The following is a 22,445-nucleotide window of genomic DNA, read 5'->3' on the forward strand; positions in this document are numbered from 1 at the left end:
GGCCAGTCGGATCATGGACGCCCGGGATTGACGAAGCGGCGTATGGCAGCAAACAAATCGCTGGGCACAAGACCGCGCTGGCCGGCTTCACCGGCGGCGGCATCCCCGGCTCGCGCATGCACATACACGCCCAGGCTCGCCGCGGCACCGAGATTCAGCCCCTGGCCGGCGAGTGACGCGATCACGCCGGTCAACAGATCGCCCATGCCGCCAACCGCCATGCCGGGATTGCCGTCGGTACAAAGCCAGAGTTCTTCCGGGGTGGCAATCAGGCTACCGGCCCCCTTGAGTACCGCCACGCCGCCGTAGCGCGAGCGCAGCCCCCGGACCGCATCCACGCGATGGTCGAGCACGTCTGGCGTCGGCCACTCCAGCAGCCGCCCGGCCTCGCCCGGATGCGGAGTAAGAATCCAGTTGTCGCTTTGCTGCGGCTCACGCGCCAGGCGATTCAGCGCGTCGGCATCGACCACCCGCGGCTTGTCGGCCGCCATGACCTGTCGCCAGAGGTTGTCGGCCCAGTCGTCGCTGCCCAGGCCCGGGCCAACCGCGATGACATCGCAGGCGTCGATCAAGCTGGCGATCGACGCCTGCGCATCGACGCCGAGACACATCAGCTCCGGGCGCGCCTGGCTCATCGCGCCCGCGTGGTCGCCATGACAGACCACGCTCACCAGCCCGGCGCCGGCACGCAGCGCCGCTTCTGCCGTCATGCGAATCGAGCCGCCCATGCCGCGATTGCCGCCCACGCAGAGCACATGGCCGTTATCGCCCTTGTGCTGGTTGCGCGAACGCGGGCGCAGCGCCTTGCGCAGCCGGCGGTGGGTCAGTCGGCGCGCGGTATAGGGTTGGTCGGCATAGAGTGCATCCGGCGCATCCAATGCGCTGAACGCAATATCGCCGCAGTGCGCCGGACCTTCGCCGGTGAGCATGCCCAGCTTGAGCCCAATAAACGTGGCGGTCGCATCCGCGCGTACTGCATGCGCCCATACGTGGCCCGTGCTCGCATCGATACCGGAGGCGATATCTACCGCGAACACGCCGATACCGGCGTCGCCGGCTTGGTTGATGCGCTCGATCGCGGCAGCGAAATCGCCTTCCACATCGCGATTGAGGCCGGTTCCGAGCAGCGCGTCCACTACTAGGTCGGCTTCCACGGGGCGGTTATCGAAGGCTTCGACGGTGCCGCCGTTTTCCATGTAGCGCGACAGCGCTTTCGCCGCGTCGCCGGTGTATTTTTCGGTACCGGCGAGGCTTACAACATGCACCGCCCAACCGCCCTGTCGGGCCAGATCGGCCACAAGCAATCCGTCGGCGCCGTTGTTGCCCGGCCCGCAGTAGACGACCATCGTGCCCGGCATGGCCCAGATGTGGGCCAGCTCCGCGTAAGCCGCGCGCGCCGCACGCTGCATGAGTTCGAAACCGTCGACGTCGAAAGTCTCGATGAATCGGCGATCGAGCGCGGCCACCTGCTCTGCGTTATAGACGACTTCGGGAAGATATTCGCTGGATTCGGTCATGCGTGCATTCTAGCGCTACGACCGTGCTGCCGACGACAGTGGCCGCCCGGATCGGGTCAGTCCCGATCCCAGCTGCGGCGCACGCGTGCAAGCAGTGCCTGGGTCGAGGCGTCGTGCTGACCCATCTTGCCGTGGCCGTCGAGTTCGTCGACAAGCCGCTCAGCCATGGTCTTGCCCAGCTCCACGCCCCACTGATCGAAGCTGTTGATACCCCAGATGAGCCCTTGCACGAACACCTTGTGTTCATAGGCGGCCAGCAGCGCGCCCAGGTGATGGGCATCGAGCCGGTCCATGACAATCATGGAGCTGGGGCGGTTGCCATCGAAGCGACGGGCGGCTAGACGCCGTTCGAGCGCGGCCCCCTGTAGACCCTGCTGGGTGAGTTCGTCGACCAACGCATCCGGGTCGCGACCGCACATCAGTGCTTCGGCCTGGGCCAGGCAGTTAGCCACGCGCTGGCGTTCGCGTGGGTCGTGCGCATCGGCGGACGGCGACAGCGGCAGTACGAAATCGATGTCGGCCGCCAGTTCGCCCTGATGCAGCATCTGGAAGAAAGCGTGCTGGGCATTGGTACCCACGCTGCCCCAGACCGCCGGCACCGTGTTCACAACGGCCGGTACGCCCGCGCGCGTGACCGACTTGCCGTTACTTTCCATCTCAAGCTGCTGCAGATAAGCCGGCAACGCAGCCAGTCGCTGCGCATAAGGCACGACGATATGGCTCGGCAGACCCAGAAAGTTGTTGTTCCAGACCCCGATCATCCCGAGCGCGGCCGGCAGATTCTCGTCCAGCGGCGCTTCGCGAAAATGCGTGTCCATGGCGTGGGCGCCGGCCAGCAGCGCCTCGAATGCCGCCGTGCCCAGCCCCACCGCGATCGACAACCCTACCGCCGACCACAGCGAAAACCGACCGCCGACCCAGTCCCAGAAGCCGAACATGCGATCGATACCGAACGCCTGCACGGCTTCGGCGTTGGTGGACACGGCTACGAAATGCCGGGCGATATCGGCTTCGTCGGCGCCCTTGTCGAGCAGCCACTGTCGGGCCACACGCGCGTTGGCCAGTGTCTCTGCCGTGGTAAAGGATTTGGAGGTAACGATGAACAGCGTGCGTTCGGCCTCCAGTTCGGCCAGCGTGTCGTCCAGATCGGCCGGGTCGACGTTGGCGACGAAATGACAGCGAATACGCTGCCCCGGCACCGCCAATGCCTCGTAGACCATGCGCGGGCCGAGATCGGACCCGCCAATGCCGATATTGACGATATCGCGAATCGGCTCGCCCGTATGCCCTGTCCAACGACCGCTGCGCAGATCGTCGACGAACGCCGCCATGTCCTCGCGTACCGCATGCACCTCGTCGTGCAAAGGCGCGTCGGCCGGGCGACGCAATGCGATATGCCAGGCGGCCCGCTCTTCGCTGGTATTGATCGGCTCGCCGCTGAACAGGGCGTCTCGAAGCGGATAGAACCCGCGACTCTGGGCAAGCTGGCCCAGCGCCGCCATAACCGAACAATCCACGCGCTGCTTGGAGAAGTCGAGCGCGATGCCGGCTGCAGACAGCGTAAAGCGCTCTGCCCGGCGTGGATCGCGATCGAACATCGCGTCCACCCGCGTAGACCGAAGCTGTGCAGCGAGTCGACCCAGCTCGCGCCAGGCCGGCAGATCGCGAATATCGTCCACCTGCGCTGTCGACCCCGGCGGGTCCGTCCGGCTTACGCCGCCTGTACCGGGATCGCGTTGCGCGTGTGCGTAACCTGATTGCTCTCGTCGAGATAGATCAGGCGCGGCTTGTGTGCCCGCGCTTCGCCTTCCGGCATGCGTGCATAGGCACAGATGATCAGTCGATCGCCCGGCGAGGCCTTGTGCGCGGCCGCACCGTTGACCGAAATTACCCGCGAGCCGGATTCCGCGCTGATCGCATAGGTCGAGAAACGCTCACCGTTGGTGACGTTGTAGATCTCGATCTGTTCATACGGAAAAATCCCGGCTGCATCGAGCAGGTCGGAATCGATCGCGCAGGAGCCTTCATAATCAAGCTCGGCGTGCGTCGTGCAGGCACGATGAAGTTTTGCTTTGAGAAGCGTCACTTGCATGACTGTCTCCTGAGATCCGAAACGGGAAGAATATGACTAAAGCGTAACGAAAAAAAGTGCGCTCGACTACTGTCCGGGCGCGGGCTCGACCGCCATGTTGTCGATCAGGCGGGCACGGCCAAGAAAGGCCGCAGCCAGCACGCGGAATGCCTTCATATCGGCACGCGGTGCGGTGAGTTCAGGCGAACGTATTTCGAAATAATCGGTTTTAAGGCCGGCGGCGTCGATCATGGCGCGCCCCCGGGCCTCCAGCGCGACGAAGTCCCGCTCGCCTTCGCTCAGACGCGCCCTGCAATCGGCGAGCGCGGCGGCCAATGCCGGTGCGCGCTCGCGCTCGTCGGCCTGCAGGTACTGATTGCGCGACGACAGCGCCAGCCCATCGGCTTCGCGCACCGTCGGCACGCCGACGATATCGACCTGCATGCACAGATCCGCCACCAACCGACGAATGACCGCCAGCTGCTGAAAATCCTTCTCGCCGAAAAACGCCTCGTCCGGGTCCACCAGGTTCAACAGTTTGGTGACCACCGTGGCCACCCCTTCGAAATGCCCGGGCCGACGGCTGCCACAGAGCATGTCGGTAATGCCTTCAACCCGAACCGTGGTCGCTGTCGTGCCGCCGTGCGGGTACATCTGCTCCACCGCCGGAGCGAAGACCGCGTCTGCGCCGGCCTGCTCTAGCGCCTGCAGGTCGGCATCGAGCGTACGCGGATAGCTGTCGAGATCCTCGTTCGGGCCGAACTGCAGCGGGTTGACGAAAATGCTCACCACCACGCGTTCGCAACGCGCGCGGGCCGCGGCCACCAGGGCCAGATGACCTGCGTGCAGGTTGCCCATGGTGGGTACGAGGCCCACGTTCCCGCTGGCCTCGGCGCGCCATGCGCGCAGCTGTTGCGCCGTGTCGAGTCGTTGCATGTCGACCGCGTATCAGGAAAAGGCGTGTTCGGCGCCCGGATAGCGGCCGTTCTTCACTTCGGCCACATAGTCGGTGACCGCCGCATCCAGCGTATCCGCGCTGTCCATATAGTTCTTCACGAACCGCGGCTTGCGCCCCGGCGACAGGCCCAGGATGTCGTATATGACCAGAATCTGGCCGTCGGTATCCGGACCGGCGCCGATACCGATGACCGGCACCTTGGCGTTGGCGGTGATTTCCGCGCCCAGTGACGACGGCACGCATTCCAGCAGGATCACGTCGGCGCCCGATTCCTCGAGCAGCTTGGCGTCGCGAATCATGGTTTCGGCGGCATCGCCGCGGCCCTGAACCTTGAAGCCGCCCATCTTGTGCACCAGCTGCGGCTGCAGGCCGATATGCGCGCACACCGGCACGCCGCGCATCGACAGATGCTCGATGGTGTCGGCCTGAATCTCGCCGCCTTCGAACTTGACCATCTGGGCCATGCCCTCGCCCATCAGCCGGCGCGAGGTTTCCAGCGCGTCGTGCTTGGTGCCATAGGACAAAAACGGCAGATCGGTCATCAAGAACGCCCGCGACAGCCCCGCTGCCGTGATACGGCTGTGATAAACCATATCGTCGACGGTGACCGGCACGGTGGTGGAATTACCCTGGACCACCATGCCCAACGAGTCGCCCACCAGCACCACGTCCACGCCGGCGCGGTCTTCCAGCGCGGCGAAACTGGCGTCGTAGGCGGTCAGGCAGGCGATCTTCTCGCCTTCGGCCTTCATGCGCGACAAATCGGAAACCGTGACCGGCTGGGCGTCACGCTTTTGCAGATGCGGATAGGGGCTGGTCTTCATGGCGCGGGACTATACCAAAGACGTGTTGACATGGGTCGAGCCCGGATTGGTTCAGACACGCCCGGCCGGCCGATCGAGCACGACATGACGCGCTTGGCCGGCCAGCGCATCGACGACCGCGCGATAGTCGTGCTCGTTGGCTACCAGGTCGAGCGCGCAGGCATCGACGCGAATAAGTCGAGTGTCGTCATAGCGGCCAAAGAAGTCGCGATAGGCCGCGACCACCCTGCCCAGATACTCGGCGCCGAGCGGACGCTCGGCCAGCCGATCGCGACGGGCGATACGGGCCATGAGCACATCCACCGGCGCATCGAGATAAATCACGCAGTCCGGCGTCGGCGCGGCCCAGGACAGGCGGGCATAGATCTCTTCATAGAGCGCGAGCTCAGGGCCGGACAACGTCAGGCGCGCGAACAGCGGATCCTTGTCGAACATGAAATCGGCAATACAGCCGCCGTCGAACAGGTCGACCTGGCGCAGCGTATCGATCTGGCGGGCGCGCTGGAGCAGAAAAGACAGCTGCGCGGCCAGCGCGTTCGCCGTGGGGTTATCGTAGAACGCCGCCAGAAAGGGGTTGTCTTCCGGCGCTTCGCGCAGCTCGCGCGCGCCGAGGGTCGCGGCCAGCCGTGTGGCGAGCGTGCTCTTGCCTACGCCGATGGGCCCTTCTATGGCGATATAGGCGCCGGACTTCATGCCCCGTCCCAGCGTTCGATGCCCTGGCGGTCGATCGCGGCGGCCAGGTCCGCGACTCGCCCGTAACCGGCGAGTACGAGCGCCGGCGCGATCTCGGCCAGCGGCACCAGCACGAACGCGCGCTCGAAGGCGCGTGGATGCGGCAGCTGCAACGTCGGCTCGTCGCAGCGCAGCGCATCGACGGCGAGCAGATCGAGATCGAGGGTTCGCGGCCCCCAGCGCACATCGCGTATGCGCCCGTGGGCGCGTTCGATGCCGTGCATCACCGCAAGGAGGGCCCGCGCGGACAGCGGCGTGGCCACGGCGGCACAGGCATTGCAGAACATGGGCTGGCCGGGCGGGCCACCCACCGGCACGGTGCGATAAAAGGATGATGCGGCAAGAACTCGAATAGCGTCGCAGCGCGCCAGCGCCTCCAACGCGCTGGCGAGCTGTGCTGCCGGCGATTCCAGATTGCTGCCGAGGCCGATCCAGGCGACGTGGGCCGACGCCATGGCCCGACCGGAATTCACCTGCCTTTGGCGACCTGCCTCAGGCGGTTTCACTACGACGACGACGGCCACCGCGCCGACGCTTGCGGGTTTTTCCGGGGGCCTCGGCGCCGGAGCCCGGCGCCGGCGTGGACGGATCGTCCTGCGCCTGAGTCCACCAGTCGGCCAGCTCATGCTCGACTTCGCCGACCGCAGCCCGCAGCAGCAAGAAATCGTAGGCGGCCCGAAAACGCGGATGCGCGATCAGCCGCGCGGGCTGCTTGCCGCGGCGCCGGTGAAAGCGCGGCTGCAGGTGCCAGATCTCGCGCATCGGAATCGAAAACCGCTTCGGAATAGATACCCGCTGGATCTGATCGCCCACTACCGCGCTCTGGGCGCTGGCAAGCGCGGGTGCCGGGGCCATGCCATCGCGCTCGAGCATGGCCGCATGCTCGCGTACCGCGGGCCACAGCAAAGCGGCGAACAAAAAGGCCGGCGTGACCGGCTTGCCGGCTTCGATTCGCGCGGCCGTATTGGTGATCGCCTGCTCGATAAGCGCTTCGCTGGCTGCCCCCGAGGGCGAATCCAACACCGCCGACGTCTGCGCGAACATCGGCGCGAACAGGCCGTATTGGCGCAGCATACGGAATACGCGCCCCCCGGCCGGGTTCATGAGCAGCTTGAGCACTTCGTCGAACATGCGCGCGGCCGGCACATCGGCCAGCAGCCCCACCAGCTCGCGCGGCGGGCGTGCCGGCTCGTCGATGGTCAGGCCCAGCTTGGCGGCGATACGCACCGCCCGGATCATGCGTACCGGGTCTTCGCGGTAGCGCACGGCAGGGTCACCGATCAGCCGCAGCCGGCAGGCGGCCACGTCGTCCATGCCGCCCACATAGTCGTGTACGCAGTCGTCGGCAATATCGTAGTACAGGCCGTTGATCGCGAAGTCGCGTCGGCGCGCGTCTTCGGCGATCGAGCCAAACACGTTGTCGCGCAGCACGCGCCCGGCGTCGTCGAGCTCGCGGGTATCGGCGTCCGGCTCGGCGGTGCCGGGGTCGGCACGAAACGTCGACACCTCGACGATTTCACGGCCGAATCGTACGTGGGCAATACGAAAACGACGCCCGATGAGGCGGGCCTTGCGGCCAAAGACCTCGACCACCTGCTCCGGCTCGGCGTCGGTGGCGACGTCGAAGTCCTTGGGCGGTACGCCCAGTAGCAGGTCGCGTACCGCGCCGCCAACCAGGCAGGCACGAAACCCCGCAGCATGCAAACCTTCGAGCGTGTCGAGCGCGGCCCGACTGATCTGTTCACGCGCGATGCCGTGCTCGTGCGCTTCGATAACGCGTAACTCGTTGATGGTGTCGCCCCGATTGAAAGACTGGAATTGATTTTTGCCCCGAGGGCCGGTCGAATTTTCGCGCGGACGAAACATCGACGGCCCCTAGTTTACAACGGTTGAGCGCCCGGCTGCTCCACGGCTGTTAAGCTCGCCTGCGAACGGGGTCTGTCAAGCAACAGCGGGGTTGCCATGGAATACAGCGAATACGTCCGGCACGACGCCCTGGGCCTTGCCCGTCTGGTGGCCGAACGCCAGATTCAGCCGTCGGAACTTCTCGCGCTTGCGCGCGGTCGACTCGACGAGGTAAACCCGTCGCTGAACGCGGTCATTCGTCGCATGGACACGATCGCCGACGCCCGCGCCGCCGAGCAGGTCGACGGCGCATTCGCGGGCGTGCCGTTCTTGATCAAGGATCTGTTCCAGGATTATGCGGGCGTGCCCAGCAGCAACGGCAACGCCGCGCTCAAACGCACAGGCGACACGCCACAGGCGCACGCCGAGATCACGCGTCGGTTCATCGCCAGCGGCGTGAATATTTTCGGCAAGACCAACACCCCGGAGTTCGGCAGCAAGGGCGTGACCGAGCCGCAGGCGTTCGGCGCCACCCGCAATCCCTGGAACACCAGCCACACACCGGGCGGCTCTTCGGGCGGCTCGGCGGCTGCAGTTGCCGCCGGCGTCGTTCCCATGGCCGGCGCGAACGACGGCGGCGGCTCGATTCGTATCCCGGCCGCCTGTTGCGGGCTGTTCGGACTCAAGCCCGGGCGTGCCCGTGTACCCGGCGGCCCCGCTCGCAGCGACCTCATGCACGGCGCGGCGGTTGATCATGTCGTCACCCGTTCGGTGCGCGACAGCGCGGCCATGCTGGATGCCGTCGCCGGCTATGAACAGGGTGCGATCGTACGCCTGACCGAGCCCGAGTCCGGCTATCTGGCCGGCCTGGACACGCCCCCGCCGAAGCTGCGAATCGGCGTGCTCGATACCTCGCCGCTCGGTATTCCGTTGCACGAGCAGGCGCACGCCGCCCTCGATACGACGACCCGACTGCTCGAATCGCTCGGTCACGGCGTGGAGCGTGCCGCCCCCGCCATCGACGGCCTGCAGCTGGGGCGCGATTTCCTGTCGATGTGGTTCGTACAGATGGCCATGCAGGTCGACGCGGTGCGCGCGCGTACGGGCGCGGCGGCCGATGAGTTCGAACTCGATACCCGTGCCATGGCGCATGTCGGCCGGGCGTTCTCGGCCACCGAATACGTGACCGCCTTCGAGCGCTGGCGCGGTTATCGCCATGCCCTGGCCGAATTTCATGCCGAATACGATCTGCTGCTCACCCCCACGCTAGCGAACCCGCCTTCGCGTATTGGCGAATCGGCCACGCCGCGCTGGCAGCAGATCGCACTGCGACCGCTACTGAGCCTGCCCAGCGGTCGCGTGCTGATCCGCTCCGGGATCGTCGACCAGATCGCGCGCGACAACCTCAAGCACGTGCCGTTTACCCAGCTGGCCAACCTCACCGGCGTACCGGCGATGTCGGTACCGCTACATATGACCCCGGACGGTCTGCCGATGGGCAGCCAGTTCGTTGGCGCGCCATCGAGCGAGGCACTGCTGCTGCGCCTGGGTGCCCAGCTCGAAGAAGCCGCCCCGTGGTTCCAGCGTCTGCCCACCATCGACAACCGCTGATGGCACTGTCGGCCTATCCTGCCGGTCTCGTTCGCCGTATCGCGGCCGGCGTATACGATCTGTTCCTGCTGGTCGGGCTGCTGCTGCTCGCCGGGCTGGCACTGCTGCCTTTCAATCACGGCCATGCCGTGGACGGCCACAATCCATGGGTACGGCTGTATTTCCTGTTCGTGCCCTATCTGTTCTTTTCCTGGTTCTGGATGCACGGCGGCCAGACGCTGGGCATGAAGGCCTGGCGCATGCAGCTGCGCAACCATGACGGCGGCCCGGTACAGTGGCACCAGGCCATACTGCGCTACCTGAGCGCGTGGGTGTCCTGGCTCTCCATCGTCGGCATGCTCTGGTGCCTGGTGGATTCGCAGCGACGAAGCCTGCAGGACATCGTCAGCCGCACCGAACTCGTCGTACGGCCCAAGGAGCGCTAGAAAAGCGTGGCGCAACCGGTGATGGTCGCGCCGTGTGCATTGCGCGGATTGGCACGCAATTGAAAGCGCAGCGTGCTCAGTGCACGGCTGCGAGCACTGACGCCGATCAAGCGCGCGAAACACCGCCCGCTAAGCCGGTTCGCCTCACAGACGCCGTGCCAGGACGACAAACGCCAGAGCGTTTTCGGCGGCGACGGCACACGCCGGGCGCGGCTGGGCACCCGGTTAATCCCGCCTAATCCAGCCTTCGCATCCATATGAACGTGCCCACCGCCAGCAGGGCCGTGGGCAGACTGGCCGCAAGCCACGGCGCGACGCCGTAGACGGGACCAGTGGCCGCCACGATTTCGTTGACCAGAAAGAAGATCAGCCCCACCAGACCGCCAAGAAACAGCCGCTGGCCGGCGCTCGCGCTGCGCAGCGAACCGAAAGCGAACGGCAAAGCGAATACCACCAGCACCCACACCGTGATCGGGTTGACGATATTGCGCCACAAGGCAAGGCGATAATCTTCGGCATTGATCTGATTGCGATCGAGATAGTCGATATAGCGCCAGAGGCCGGTACTGGACAGCTCGCTGGGCTCGATGACGGCCAGGTCGAGCACGTCGGCGTCGATATCGATATCGATATCCAGCGTCTCGGGATTGCCGATTTCGGCCGAGTCTTCTTGCAGGGTGGTGAATCGCGGCTTATCGAGCACCAGGTGGCCATCACGCAGCGTTGCGCTGGGCGCCGACAGAGCCTGCTCGAGACGTCCGTCGCCGCTCATGCGAAACACGTCGATGCCGTCGATGCCGCCGCCCGGCAGGGTGGCATCGATACGCACCACGATATTGCCCTGACGCAGCCACAGACCGTCGCTGATCGTATCGACGGCACGTCCGTGCCGGGCCTGCTCGCGCAGGGCATCGGCTGCCCGCGCCCCGCCCGGCCCGGCGTACTCGCCGACGGTCAGCGACAACAGGGCGAGCACGATGCCGGCAATCGATACCGATACCGCCAGCCGACGCATGGATACGCCCGATGCCCGCACCACGATCAGCTCGCTGCCGGCCGCCAGCGCGCCCAGTGCCAACAGCGATCCCAGCAGCGCCACTACCGGCATGACCAAGTATAGATGGCCGGGCATCTTGAGCAACGTATAGACGATAACCTGAACGATCCCGAAATTGCCCTCGCCGATATTGTCGGCCTCGCCGATGAACGTGGACAGCGCCACCAGCGCGCTTACCACGATGGCAACCACAGCGGTCGCAACCAGGATGGTGCGGCTGATATAGCGGTCGATCAGCTTCATGCGCTTGCTCCCCTCGCGGCACGACGCCGAGCGAAAACGCCCTGCTCGCGCGCAAGCATGGCCAGGGCTACCGCCAGCGCGATCAAATGCACCCACCAGACGCCGATCACCGCGGGTATGGTGCGATCCTCGATCGCGACCGCGGCCAGATGCACGGCATTGATATAAATTACATAGACCAGCACGCCGGCAATCACACGGCCATAGCGTCCGGCCCGCGGCGGCACCCGGCCCAGCGGCATCGCGATCAGCGTGAGAATGAGCACCGACAGCGGTACGGAAAGGCGCTTCTGCCATTCCGCAGCCGCTTCCGGGTCATCGCTTTCGATCAGCGATAGCGTCGATCGAGTCGCTACTTTGTCGCTCGCGCTGCCGGTCGGCGGCGACAGTTGCACGCCGTGTTCGGCGAACTGGATTACCCGATAGTTTGCCTCGCCGGGATTGCCTTCGTAGCGCCAGCCGTTATCCAGGATCAGGGTGATCGCACCGCTGTCATCGTCGACCTGCTGACGCGCGCGATCGGCGGTGACGATGGTCTGCGTAGGCGTGCCCTGGCTGGATTCGCGCACGACGCGAATGAATACGTCGCGCAGGTTGTCGTCTGCGTCCCGGCTTTCAGCGTAGAACACCGCGTCGCCGTCGAGAAAGGTTCGAAAACGCCCCGGCTCGAGCGTCTGGAGAACGGTGGTCGCGCCTTCGGCCCCTACCCGCGCCAGCGCGCGCTCGGCATGCGGCGCGGCAATAACCGACATCACGCCCGAGAAAGTGGCCACAGCAAGCGCGAGCGCTACGAACGGCTTATAAACCGTGCTCAAACCGGCCCCGCCCGCGAACAGCGCGGCCAATTCGTTGTCCCGACAAAGCCGCCCGAAGGTCAGCAACACGCCGAGCAACATCGACACCGGCAAAACGATTTCGAGATTTTCGACGAGTTTGAAAACGGCCAGCTCTAGCACCGTGTTCACGGGCAATTCGCCCGCGGCGGCGTCGGCGATAAAGCGAGCAAAACCCAGGCCGAGGGTCAGAAATACCAGCACGCCGGCTACCACCAGCCACGTACGGCCGACCTCGGCGAACAAATAACGAAAGATAATGCCTATCATGACAAACTGGAACAGCTCGACACGCCGAATAGTTTAGTATTAGAGGTCGTCACTCGCGTGGGGATGATATTTTCGCCGCTTTCTGTAAACTGCGCGGCCATCCGATTACCGAGCGATAGAGCGCGGCGGTCGCACATGCCTGTAAAGAGCATGCGCCGCAGACGCTTTGCGCAGCCTGAGTCAACAGCTTTGCAGGAGTAGTGCATGGAATATCTCGTCAAAAGTGGCAGCCCGGAAAAGCAGCGTGTCGGCTGCGTGGTCGTCGGTATCTTCGATCGCCGCAAGCCTTCAACGCAAGCCGAGGCCCTCGACGAGGCCAGCGGCGGATTGATCGCATCCGTGATGCGTCGTGGCGACATGGACGGCAAGCTCGGCCAGACCACGTTGCTGCACGGCCTGGACGATCTGTTCTGCGATCGTATCCTGTTGGTCGGCTGCGGCAAGGAACGCGACTTCAATGCCCGCGTCTACCGCCAGGCCTGCGAGGCCGCGGCCAAGGAGCTCGATACGATGGGCGGCGTCGATGCCGCGATCTACCTGACCGAACTCAACGTCAAGGGCCGCGACGATTTTGGCTGGCAGGTCAAACAGGCCCTGCTCACCTTCGAAGACGTGTTCTATCGCTTTGAAGCCTGCCGCGGCCCGGATTACGAAAAACACAGCCGCAAGCTGGCGCGCATCGTCTTCCAGGTGCCGCGACGCTCGGATCTGCCGGCCGCCGAACGCGGCGTCGACGAAGGCGTGGCGACCGCCAACGGCGTCAAGTTCGCCAAGGATCTCGGCAACATGCCGGGCAATATCTGTACGCCGACCTATCTGGCCGAACAGGCCGTGGCTCTGGCCGACGCGCAGAGCACGATCAAAACCAACGTGCTCGAAGAATCCGATATGGAATCGCTGGGCATGGGCGCGCTGCTGGGCGTATCTCGCGGTTCGCGCCAGCCGGCCAAGCTCATCGTCATGGAATACATGGCCGGGCCCAAGAACAGCAAGCCGATCGTGCTGGTGGGCAAGGGCGTGACGTTCGATGCCGGCGGCATCAGCCTCAAGCCCGGCGCCGCCATGGACGAGATGAAATACGACATGGGCGGTGCGGCGAGCGTATTCGGCGCGGTTCAGGCCGCGGCCGAACTGGGCCTGCCGATCAATGTGGTGGGCGTGGTTCCGGCCACAGAAAACCTGCCCGATGGCAATGCCTACAAGCCCGGCGACATCCTCACCAGCATGTCCGGCCAGACCATCGAGATTCTCAACACCGACGCCGAAGGCCGTCTGGCACTGGCCGACGCGCTGACGTACGTCGAGCGCAACTACCAGCCGGACGCCGTGGTGGATATGGCCACCCTTACCGGCGCCTGTGTGATCGCTCTGGGCGCCCACGCTGCCGGCCTGTGGTCCAACAACAGCCCGCTGCGGCGCAGTCTGCGCGATGCCGGCGAACTGGTCGGCGATCGCGCCTGGCCGATGCCGCTATGGGAGGACTACCAGTCGCAGCTGGATTCCAACTTTGCCGACATGGCCAACGTGGGCGGCAAGCAGGCCGGCTCCATCACCGCCGCGAGCTTTCTGCACCGCTTTGCGCGCAAGCTGCGCTGGGCGCATCTCGACATTGCGGGCGTGGCCTGGAAATCGGGCAAGGAGAAAGGTGCGACCGGCCGCCCGGTGGGCCTGCTTGTGCAATATCTCATCGAGCGTGCCAACGCGGGCAACGCCTGATCGCGGCGCCTCGCCCACGACGAGCCCGGGTGCAAGGCGGCTGACGGCTGCGTGTGTCTGCACACGAACGGCAGCCATGCGCGCCCGGGCCGCCGTAAACCGGCCTGTCCCCGCGTTGCGGGGCAGGGCCGGCCGCGCGATGCCGGGTTGACGCCAGCAGAGGTTGTTCAGTGACCGAGGTCTTCTTCTATATTCTGGAAGACGAGGCAGAGGATGCCAGTGCACGTTTTGCCTGCCGCCTGACCGAAAAGGCACACGAAAACGGGCACCGGGTGTATCTGCATGTCGCCGACGAGGCCGCTGCCGACACGCTCGACGCCCTGCTCTGGGTCTTTCGCCAGGGCAGCTTCGTGCCGCATGCGAAAATGGCCGCGCTGGAAGCCGACGACGATCTGACGCCGGTGGTCATCGGCTGCGGCGAGCCGCCACCGGGCTTCGACGATATGCTGATCAATCTCGGCGGCGACGTCGGCCGTTTCTTCTCGCGCTTTGCCCGCCACAACGAAATCGTGGCGCCGACCGATGTCGATAGCGCGCGCACGCGGTATCGTTTCTACAAGGATCGCGGCTACGCCCTGACCACGCACAAGATCGCCGCGGGCTAGCGATTTTTTAAACTAACGAACGACCGGCCCGGATAGCGGGCTAAAGGCTTTTGGGATGGCAGAGCTGGACAAGACCTTCGACCCCCATACCATCGAGGCACGCTGGTACCCCGTCTGGGAAGAGCGCGGCTATTTCGCGCCCGATTACGATGCCCCGGGCGACCCCTACTGCATCATGCTCCCGCCGCCGAACGTCACCGGCAGCCTGCATATGGGCCATGCCTTCCAGCACACGCTCATGGATGCGCTGACCCGCTATCACCGCATGCTCGGCGATCCCACGCTCTGGCAGCCGGGCACCGACCATGCCGGTATTGCCACGCAGATGCTGGTCGAACGCAAGGTCGAGGCTCAGGGCGAATCGCGCCATGCGCTGGGCCGCGCGGCCTTTACCGACCGTATCTGGGACTGGAAAGCCGAATCCGGCGGGCATATCACCCGCCAGATGCGCCGGCTGGGCACCTCGGTGGACTGGTCGCGCGAACGCTTCACCATGGACGACGGGCTGTCCGAGGCGGTGCGCGATACCTTTGTCGCGCTCTACGACAAAGGCCTGATCTATCGCGGTCAGCGGCTGGTGAACTGGGACCCGGTTCTGGACACGGCCGTGTCCGATCTCGAAGTGGAGAACGCCGAAGTCGCCGGGCATATGTGGCACTTCAAGTATCCGCTCGAAAACGGCGCCACCTACGAATACGTGGAGACGGACGAGGACGGCAACGAAACCTTCCGCGAAACCCGCGACTATATTTCGATCGCCACCACCCGCCCGGAAACCATGCTCGGCGACGGCGCAATCGCCGTGCACCCGGACGATTCGCGCTATGCGCCCATCGTCGGCCTGCGCTGCGAGATTCCGGTCGGCCCGAAGGCCCAGCGGCGTCTGATTCCGATCATTACCGACGAATATCCGGACCCGGACTTCGGCTCCGGCGCGGTCAAGATCACCGGCGCACACGACTTCAACGACTATGAAGTCGCAAAGCGCAACGCCATCCCGATGTATCGGTTGATGGACAGCAAGGCGGCGCTGCGCGTCGACGGCGAAGCCTACGAGCAGGCGGCCGCCCGCGCGGCCGAGATCGTGGTCCGCGGCGAGACGCCGAACGCGGTGGACGTGGATGCGATCAACCTGGTGCCGGACGACTATCGCGGGCTCGATCGCTATGAAGCGCGCCGCCAGATCGTCGAGGCCATCGACAGCGAAGGCCTGATGATCGCGGTCGAGGACAAGGCCATCATGCAGCCCTACGGCGATCGCTCCGGCGACGTGATCGAGCCGATGCTCACCAACCAGTGGTTCGTGGACGCCAAGACGCTGGCCAAGCCAGCGATCGAAGCCGTTGAAACCGGGCGCATCAAGTTCGTGCCGTCCAACTGGGACAAGACCTACTACGAATGGATGCGCAATATCCAGGACTGGTGCATCTCGCGTCAGCTTTGGTGGGGACACCGCATCCCGGCCTGGTATGACGCCGACGGCCATATCTATGTCGGCAAATCCGAAGCCGAGGTGCGCGAAAAGCACGGTCTGGGCTCCGAGGTGACGCTGACCCAGGACGAGGACGTGCTCGATACCTGGTTCTCCTCCGGTCTGTGGCCGTTCTCTACCCTCGGCTGGCCCGAGAAGACGAAGGCACTGGAGACGTTCTACCCGACCTCCGTGCTGGTGACCGGCTTCGATATCATCTTCTTCTGGGTCGCCCGGATGATCATGATGGGCCTGGAATTCATGGACGACGTGCCGTTTCGCGAAGTCTATGTGCACGGGCTCGTGCGCGACTCGGACGGCGCCAAGATGTCCAAGTCCAAGGGCAACGTGCTCGACCCGATCGATCTGATCGACGGCATCGATCTGGAATCGCTGGTGACCAAGCGCACCGCGAACATGATGCAGCCGCAGAAAGCCCGCGCCATCGAAAAAGCCACCCGCAAGGCCTTCCCCGACGGCATCGCTGCCCACGGCACGGACGCACTGCGCTTTACCTTTGCTGCCCTGGCCTCGCCCGGCCGCGATATCCGTTTCGATCTGGGCCGTGTCGAGGGCTATCGCAACTTCTGCAACAAGCTCTGGAACGCCGCGCGCTTCACGCTGATGCAGATTCCGGAGGACTACACGCCGGCGGCCGACGACGCCGTGGAACTCTCCCAGGCCGACCGTTGGATCGTATCGCGCCTGCAGCGCGTCGAGCGCGAAGTCGCGACCCAGTTCGACCAGTATCGTTTCGATCTCGCCGCCAAGGCGATCCACGATTTCATCTGGCACTACTTCTGTGACTGGTATCTCGAGCTGATCAAGCCGGTTCTGTCCGGCGATGCCAGCGATGCGGCCAAGGCCGGCACGCGCCGTACCCTGCTGCGTACACTGGAAGCCACGCTGCGTCTGGCGCATCCGCTGATGCCGTTCATCACCGAAGAGATCTGGCAGCGCGTGGCTCCGCTGGCCCGTGGCCAAGCGCTGGCCAGCAACGGCGAGAGCATTTCCGTACAGCCATTCCCGCGTGCCGACGACGCCCGTATCGACGCCGTCGCCGAAGCCGAAATCGACTGGCTGCGCGACGTGATCGCCGGCCTGCGCACCATTCGCGGGGAAATGGATATCGCGCCCAGCCAGCCCATGCCGGTGATGGTCGCCAATGCCAGCGACAGCGATCGCCAGCGTCTGTCCGACCATCGCGCGGCAATCGATTTTCTCGCCCGCGTGGAGTCGATCGACGAAATCACGGTCGAAGACGCGCCCGATTCCGCCACCGCACTGGTCGGCGACATGCAACTTCGCGTACCGCTCGCCGGTCTGATCGACAAGGAGGCGGAACTGGCCCGTCTGGACAAGCGGCTCGCCAAGCTGGAAAAAGACCTCGCCGGCATTCGTGGCCGTCTGGCCAGCGAATCGTTCGTGGCCAAGGCACCGGCCGATGTCGTGGCCAAGGCCCGCGAACAGCAGGCCAGCGTCGAACGCGAGGCCAGCGAGCTGGCGGAACAACGCGCGCGCATCGCGGCACTCTAGCCGCCTAACGGAGATATTCCATGGCCTTGCGACTTCTGATCCTGTTTATAGCGCTGCCCATCATCGAGCTGTTCCTGCTCATCAAGATTGGCGGCGTGATCGGCTTCTTCCCGACCATCGCGCTGGTGATCCTCACGGCCGTAATCGGCAGCCAGCTGGTACGTCGCCAGGGCCTGACCGTGCTCGCGCGTATTCGCGAATCGCAGGCACGCGGCGAAATGCCGGCCCTACCCATGCTCGACGGAGCCGCCCTGCTGCTGGCGGGCTTCATGCTGCTCACGCCCGGCTTCATCTCCGATGCCCTGGGTTTCGTGCTGCTCGTGCCCGGCCTGCGCCAGCAGATCGCACGACGCCTGGTCTCCCGGGTGGTGATCATGACCCCGGCCGGCGCAGGCGCGAACGAGCGCTATGCCGGGCGCGGCAGCGGCACGTCGTCGCGTACGCCGCAGTCGGTGATTGAAGGCGACTACGAACGCAAGAGCACCGATACGCGCAACGACGAAAACGACGGCCGCGACTGAGCCTGCGCTGCGAAACGCGCAGGCCCACAAGTCTTGGCAGTCGATCTAGCTCTGGCCTCGCGTGCCGCGTGGCTTCGTTCTCGCGCGACAAGACTTTTCGCAGATTCGCGCAGATGCGGTTGGGCTTTCGCGCAGTAGCGGGTTCGAGGCACGAACAGTCGACGGAGCCGGCCGAGAAGCGCCATTGAGCAGTACAAGCCGTGCAGCGCCCGACGCATGTCCGCGCCTCTACTGAGCTTCTGCCCTGTTAGCGTTCTTAGCGTTCATTTGCGGACAGTCTGTTGATTGGATTTCCCGGCACCGCCCGCATCGCAGCCTCGACCGCGCGCGTAACCGATTGAAGAACGCCGCGGCGCCTGGCAATCGTGTCGCGATGCGCGCTTATTCGGTAGTCTAAATTTTATTGCGCCTTTTCGAGCTCTGTTCGCCCATGCCGCCGACTGCACCAGCCGACGCCGCCCAACCTGCGCCCGCTCCGCTCCAGAGCGCCGATATCGCCCGCCGGCTCGCCGACGTGCGCAGCGCGGTCGCCACCCGGGTATTTGGCAAGGACGATCGTATTCGCCTGGCCCTGGCCTGCCTGCTGGCCGACGGCCATCTGCTCATCGAAGACGTGCCGGGGGTGGGCAAGACCACCCTCGCCCACGGCCTGGCCGACGCGCTGGGGTTGCGCTTTGCGCGTATCCAGTTCACCAGCGATCTGATGCCCAGCGATATTCTGGGTGTCTCGGTCTACGACCGCGGCGAGGCGGCCTTCACCTTCAACGCCGGGCCGATCTTTGCCCAGCTCGTGCTGGCCGACGAAATCAACCGTGCCAGTCCGCGTACGCAAAGCGCGCTGCTCGAGGCCATGGCCGAACGCCAGGTCACCATCGAAGGGCGTACCCGGGCCTTGCCGCAGCCGTTCAACGTCATCGCCACCCAGAACCCGCTCGACCAGAGCGGTACGTTCGCGCTGCCCGACAGCCAGCTCGACCGTTTCCTGATGCGTATCGAAGTGGGCTACCCGCCGCGCACCGCCGAACGCCGTCTGCTGGCCGGCGAACGCGACAGCACCGCCGCGATCGCGCCCGTGGCCGATGCCACCCAGCTCGGCGTCTGGCAGGCCGCGGTCCGTGCGGTGCATACCCGCGACGCGGTTCTCGATTATCTGCTCGAGCTGATCGAGTTCAGCCGACGCCGCGGGGTGTTCGAACAGGGCCTGTCGCCGCGCGCGGGGCTCGCACTGCGGCGTGCCGCCCAGGCCTGGGCGCTGCAGGACGCCCGCGATTACGTCATGCCGGAAGATATTCAGGCGGTATTGCCCGCGGTGGTCGATCATCGCCTGACCCGCAGCGATGCCGCAGAAGGCCGTGCCTCCACGCTGATGCGCGAGCAGGTCGGGGTCATCTAGCGCGTGACGGGCGTCGCAGACTTTTGGGCTTGGACCTGGCGCGGCAAGATCTGAACATGGCCGCGCTTCGCCGTCATGCGCGCACGCTACGCACGCGCTTCATAGAGCGACGCAATCCACCGCGCGGCCTGCCGCTGCGGGTGTCGCGACGGCGGGTGTATATCCTGCCCACGCGCAACGGCGTGGTGTTCGCCGTGCTGCTGCTGGTCATGCTGCTGGGCGCGACCAACTACAGCAACAGCCTCGCCTTTGCGCTGACGTTCTGGCTGGCCGCCGTGGCCCTGGTGTCCATGCACCATGCCCATGCCAATCTGGTGGGCCTGCGTCTGCAGGCTATCCATGCCGCACCGGTGTTCGCCGGCGATACGCTGGCATTCGAGCTCAGCCTCGATGCCACCGGCGGGCGCCGCCGCCGCGCGCTGCGGGTCAGCGCCGACGGTCGCGGCGCGACCGGCCAGCTCGATATCGGCCCCGGCGAAAGCCGGATGGTGACGATCGAACAGGTCACCGACGCACGCGGGCGCTGCCCCTGTCCGCGCCTGCGTATCGAAAGCATCTATCCGGTCGGGCTGTTCCGGGCCTGGACCTGGCTGCAGCCGAATACCCAGGTGCTGGTCTATCCGCGCTGCGCCGGCCATGACCGGCTGCCGCGCGGCGCGGGCGACACCCGCTCGACTCGACAGTTGGCCCGCAGGGGCACGGACGAGTTCCTGGGCCATCGCGACTACGTGCCCGGCGATTCACCGCGTCATATCGACTGGAAGGCCAGCGCACGCAGCGACGATCTGCGCATGCGCGAATACGCCGACCGCCAGAGTGAAGCCGTTTGGCTCGATGAAGACCGTCTCGGCACGACCGATCGCGAGGGGCGGCTATCCCAGCTTGCCCGCTGGGTGGTGGTCGCCGAACGCAGCGGCATTGCCTATGGCCTGCAGGTGAACGCACAGCGGCTCGGCCCCGATCAAGGCCCGGCCCATCGGCTGGCCTGCCTGCGCGCGCTGGCCCTGGCATGAGCCGGTCAGCCACCACGGCCGCAGCCGAGTTCTCCAACGCACCGGATGCCGGCCAGCGGCTGCGGCTGGTGGTCTGCTTGAGCCTGGTGGCAATTCCACACGCCCTGCATCTGCCGATCTGGGTACTCGCGCTGGCCGTGCCGATCATGGCCTGGCAGTTCGTGGGCGCTCTGCGCGAATGGCCGCTGCCCGGTCGCTGGCTACGGTTCGTGCTTGCCGCGGCCGCCTTCGGTGCCGTGTTCGCCGGCTTCGGACGGGTGAACGGCCAGGAAGCCGGCGTGTCGCTGCTGGTGCTGCTACTCGCCCTCAAGCTTTGCGAGATCCGAACCCATCGCGATGCGATGGTGTTTCTGTCGTTGACCTGTTTTCTGCTGGCGACCCAGTTTCTGTTTTCGCAGAGCCTGGCGATGGCCCTGTATCTGGTGGTCGGCAGCTGGGTGCTGGTCGCCGCTTTCGTCGACGTGGCCAGTGCCGGCACGCCGCGTTCGACCCTGGGCGAAAGCGCAAAGCTGCTGGCCCAGGCGCTGCCCGTCGCGGTGCTGTTGTTCGTGTTGTTTCCGCGTATTCCGGGGCCTATCTGGGGCCTGCCCTCGGATGCCGGCGCCCAGGCCCGTACCGGCCTGTCCGAGAGCATGTCGCCGGGCAGCCTGACCAATCTTGCGCTGGATGGCGGGGTGGCCCTGCGCGTTCGGTTTGTCGACGGGCCCGTGCCGCCGGCACAGCGCTACTGGCGCGGGCCGGTGCTCTGGGACTTCGACGGGCGTACCTGGTCGCGCAACGATGCCGACCGGCGCCTGCCCCCGGCCCGGCTCGCGCCCGGCAGCGGTAGCCGCCAGGCCGTGGATATAACCCTGGAGCCGACCCGCCACGACTGGCTGATCGCCCTCGATGTACCGCTGGCAGCCGACACGGCAAGCCGGCTCGACGCCGGGGCAACGCTTACCGCGAAGGACGACGTCAACGAGCGCATGCGCTATCGCGCGACATCCATCGTCGGCGGCGTGCTCGATCGCGAGCTGGATGCGCGCTCGCGTCGCCGTGCGCTGCTGTTGCCGGTCGAAGGCAACCCGCGGGCACGCGAGTTGGCCAGGCGCTGGCATGCACGCTACCGCGAGCCGGCCGAGATCGTCGACGCAGCATTACGGCGTTTTCGCCAACAGCCCTATCGCTATACGCTCAGCCCGCCGGCCACCCGCGACGAGGCCAGCGTGGACGATTTCCTGTTCGAGACCCTGGCCGGCTTTTGCGAACACTACGCCGGCGCGTTCACCTTTCTGATGCGCGCCGCCGGCGTGCCGGCCCGGGTGGTTACCGGCTATCAGGGCGCCGAAAGAGCGACGGTCGGCGATTACTGGCTGGTACGCAATTCCGATGCGCATGCCTGGGCCGAAGTCTGGCTGGCCGGGCGCGGCTGGGTTCGGGTCGACCCTACCGCTGCGGTCGCACCGGGGCGTATCGAAGCAGGCGTGGCGGCTTCCATCGACGATCGCGCGTCGCTGCCTTACATGGCCCGCGCCAGCGGCGATGCCTGGTATCGCGTACAAATGCTCTGGGACGGCATCAATGCCGGCTGGAACCGCTGGTTTCTGGCCTATGGCCCGCAGCTGCAGCAGCGCATGCTGGATCTGCTCGGCCTGGGCGGCGGCTGGGGCAAGCCGCTGCTGGCGTTGACCGCCGGCGTGGTCGCACTGCTGGCGCTGGTGTCGGTCGGTATCGCCTGGCGCGGGCGGCGTGTTACAGATACGGATGCCGTGGTTGCGGCCTGGCGCGCTGTCTGTGCCCGGCTCAGGCGTATCGGCTACCC

General features: G+C 65.7%; 19 protein-coding genes. 9 read left to right on the forward strand and 10 right to left on the reverse strand.

Features of this window, described 5'->3' with window-relative positions:
* Window positions 1–11 precede the first annotated feature (11 nt).
* The 8 genes from ABNU97_RS12010 to pcnB all read right to left on the reverse strand — a co-directional run bounded on the left by ABNU97_RS12010 (window position 12) and on the right by pcnB (window position 7,968).
* Window positions 12–1,517: an NAD(P)H-hydrate dehydratase gene (locus tag ABNU97_RS12010; protein ID WP_348766941.1), complete on the reverse strand. Its 1,506-nt coding sequence runs from the start codon at window positions 1,515–1,517 to the stop codon at window positions 12–14.
* A gap of 56 nt (window positions 1,518–1,573) precedes the next feature.
* Window positions 1,574–3,196, reverse strand: a complete 1,623-nt coding sequence (pgi, locus tag ABNU97_RS12015; protein ID WP_348766942.1) for a glucose-6-phosphate isomerase — start codon at window positions 3,194–3,196, stop codon at window positions 1,574–1,576.
* Window positions 3,197–3,228: 32 nt separating this feature from the next.
* Window positions 3,229–3,609 (reverse strand): aspartate 1-decarboxylase, encoded by a 381-nt coding sequence (panD, locus tag ABNU97_RS12020; protein WP_293627088.1) that lies wholly within the window; start codon window positions 3,607–3,609, stop codon window positions 3,229–3,231.
* A 66-nt stretch (window positions 3,610–3,675) separates the two neighbouring features.
* A complete protein-coding gene (gene panC / locus ABNU97_RS12025) occupies window positions 3,676–4,524 on the reverse strand; it encodes a pantoate--beta-alanine ligase (protein ID WP_348766943.1) in 849 nt (282 codons plus the stop codon).
* Between the two features lie 12 nt (window positions 4,525–4,536).
* The gene (panB, locus tag ABNU97_RS12030) at window positions 4,537–5,370 is read right to left on the reverse strand and encodes a 3-methyl-2-oxobutanoate hydroxymethyltransferase (protein ID WP_293627084.1); all 834 of its coding nucleotides are present in this window, start codon (window positions 5,368–5,370) and stop codon (window positions 4,537–4,539) included.
* Between the two features lie 51 nt (window positions 5,371–5,421).
* Window positions 5,422–6,063 (reverse strand): deoxynucleoside kinase, encoded by a 642-nt coding sequence (locus tag ABNU97_RS12035; RefSeq protein ID WP_348766944.1) that lies wholly within the window; start codon window positions 6,061–6,063, stop codon window positions 5,422–5,424.
* Window positions 6,060–6,557: a 2-amino-4-hydroxy-6-hydroxymethyldihydropteridine diphosphokinase gene (folK, locus tag ABNU97_RS12040; protein WP_348766945.1), complete on the reverse strand. Its 498-nt coding sequence runs from the start codon at window positions 6,555–6,557 to the stop codon at window positions 6,060–6,062. The genes ABNU97_RS12035 and folK overlap by 4 nt, the downstream gene beginning before the upstream one ends.
* A 37-nt stretch (window positions 6,558–6,594) precedes the next feature.
* The gene (gene pcnB / locus ABNU97_RS12045) at window positions 6,595–7,968 is read right to left on the reverse strand and encodes a polynucleotide adenylyltransferase PcnB (RefSeq protein WP_348766946.1); all 1,374 of its coding nucleotides are present in this window, start codon (window positions 7,966–7,968) and stop codon (window positions 6,595–6,597) included.
* Window positions 7,969–8,064: 96 nt separating this feature from the next.
* On the opposite strand from pcnB, the gene ABNU97_RS12050 reads away from it, so the two are divergent.
* A complete protein-coding gene (locus ABNU97_RS12050) occupies window positions 8,065–9,558 on the forward strand; it encodes an amidase family protein (RefSeq protein WP_348766947.1) in 1,494 nt (497 codons plus the stop codon).
* On the forward strand, window positions 9,558–9,983 hold the full coding sequence (locus ABNU97_RS12055) for an RDD family protein (protein ID WP_348766948.1): 426 nt from the start codon (window positions 9,558–9,560) through the stop codon (window positions 9,981–9,983). The genes ABNU97_RS12050 and ABNU97_RS12055 overlap by 1 nt, the downstream gene beginning before the upstream one ends.
* A gap of 235 nt (window positions 9,984–10,218) precedes the next feature.
* Here the strand turns inward: ABNU97_RS12055 and lptG are convergent, their stop codons facing one another.
* Both lptG and lptF read right to left on the reverse strand, forming a co-directional pair.
* Window positions 10,219–11,283: an LPS export ABC transporter permease LptG gene (gene lptG, locus ABNU97_RS12060; protein ID WP_348766949.1), complete on the reverse strand. Its 1,065-nt coding sequence runs from the start codon at window positions 11,281–11,283 to the stop codon at window positions 10,219–10,221.
* Complete coding sequence (gene lptF / locus ABNU97_RS12065; protein ID WP_348766950.1) at window positions 11,280–12,386, reverse strand: LPS export ABC transporter permease LptF; 1,107 nt, start codon at window positions 12,384–12,386, stop codon at window positions 11,280–11,282. The genes lptG and lptF overlap by 4 nt, the downstream gene beginning before the upstream one ends.
* 204 nt (window positions 12,387–12,590) lie before the next feature.
* Between lptF and ABNU97_RS12070 the strand changes: the two genes are divergently transcribed.
* From ABNU97_RS12070 to ABNU97_RS12100, 7 genes are all read left to right on the forward strand, one after another.
* Window positions 12,591–14,102, forward strand: coding sequence for a leucyl aminopeptidase (locus ABNU97_RS12070; protein WP_348766951.1), 1,512 nt, complete (start codon window positions 12,591–12,593; stop codon window positions 14,100–14,102).
* Window positions 14,103–14,272: 170 nt separating this feature from the next.
* A complete protein-coding gene (locus ABNU97_RS12075; RefSeq protein ID WP_348766952.1) occupies window positions 14,273–14,707 on the forward strand; it encodes a DNA polymerase III subunit chi in 435 nt (144 codons plus the stop codon).
* A 55-nt stretch (window positions 14,708–14,762) separates the two neighbouring features.
* Window positions 14,763–17,714 (forward strand): valine--tRNA ligase, encoded by a 2,952-nt coding sequence (locus tag ABNU97_RS12080; RefSeq protein ID WP_348766953.1) that lies wholly within the window; start codon window positions 14,763–14,765, stop codon window positions 17,712–17,714.
* A gap of 20 nt (window positions 17,715–17,734) precedes the next feature.
* Window positions 17,735–18,235 (forward strand): FxsA family protein, encoded by a 501-nt coding sequence (locus ABNU97_RS12085; RefSeq protein ID WP_348766954.1) that lies wholly within the window; start codon window positions 17,735–17,737, stop codon window positions 18,233–18,235.
* Between the two features lie 430 nt (window positions 18,236–18,665).
* Window positions 18,666–19,628: an AAA family ATPase gene (locus ABNU97_RS12090; protein WP_348766955.1), complete on the forward strand. Its 963-nt coding sequence runs from the start codon at window positions 18,666–18,668 to the stop codon at window positions 19,626–19,628.
* A gap of 56 nt (window positions 19,629–19,684) precedes the next feature.
* Entirely contained in the window at window positions 19,685–20,641 is a 957-nt protein-coding gene (locus tag ABNU97_RS12095) for a DUF58 domain-containing protein (protein WP_348766956.1), read from the forward strand.
* Window positions 20,638–22,445: transglutaminaseTgpA domain-containing protein (locus ABNU97_RS12100; RefSeq protein ID WP_348766957.1), on the forward strand; the 1,808-nt coding region annotated here is incomplete at its 3' end. The genes ABNU97_RS12095 and ABNU97_RS12100, both read left to right, overlap by 4 nt.

Origin of the sequence: uncultured Salinisphaera sp., from assembly GCF_964012375.1 — a bacterium.
Lineage (GTDB): Bacteria > Pseudomonadota > Gammaproteobacteria > Nevskiales > Salinisphaeraceae > Salinisphaera.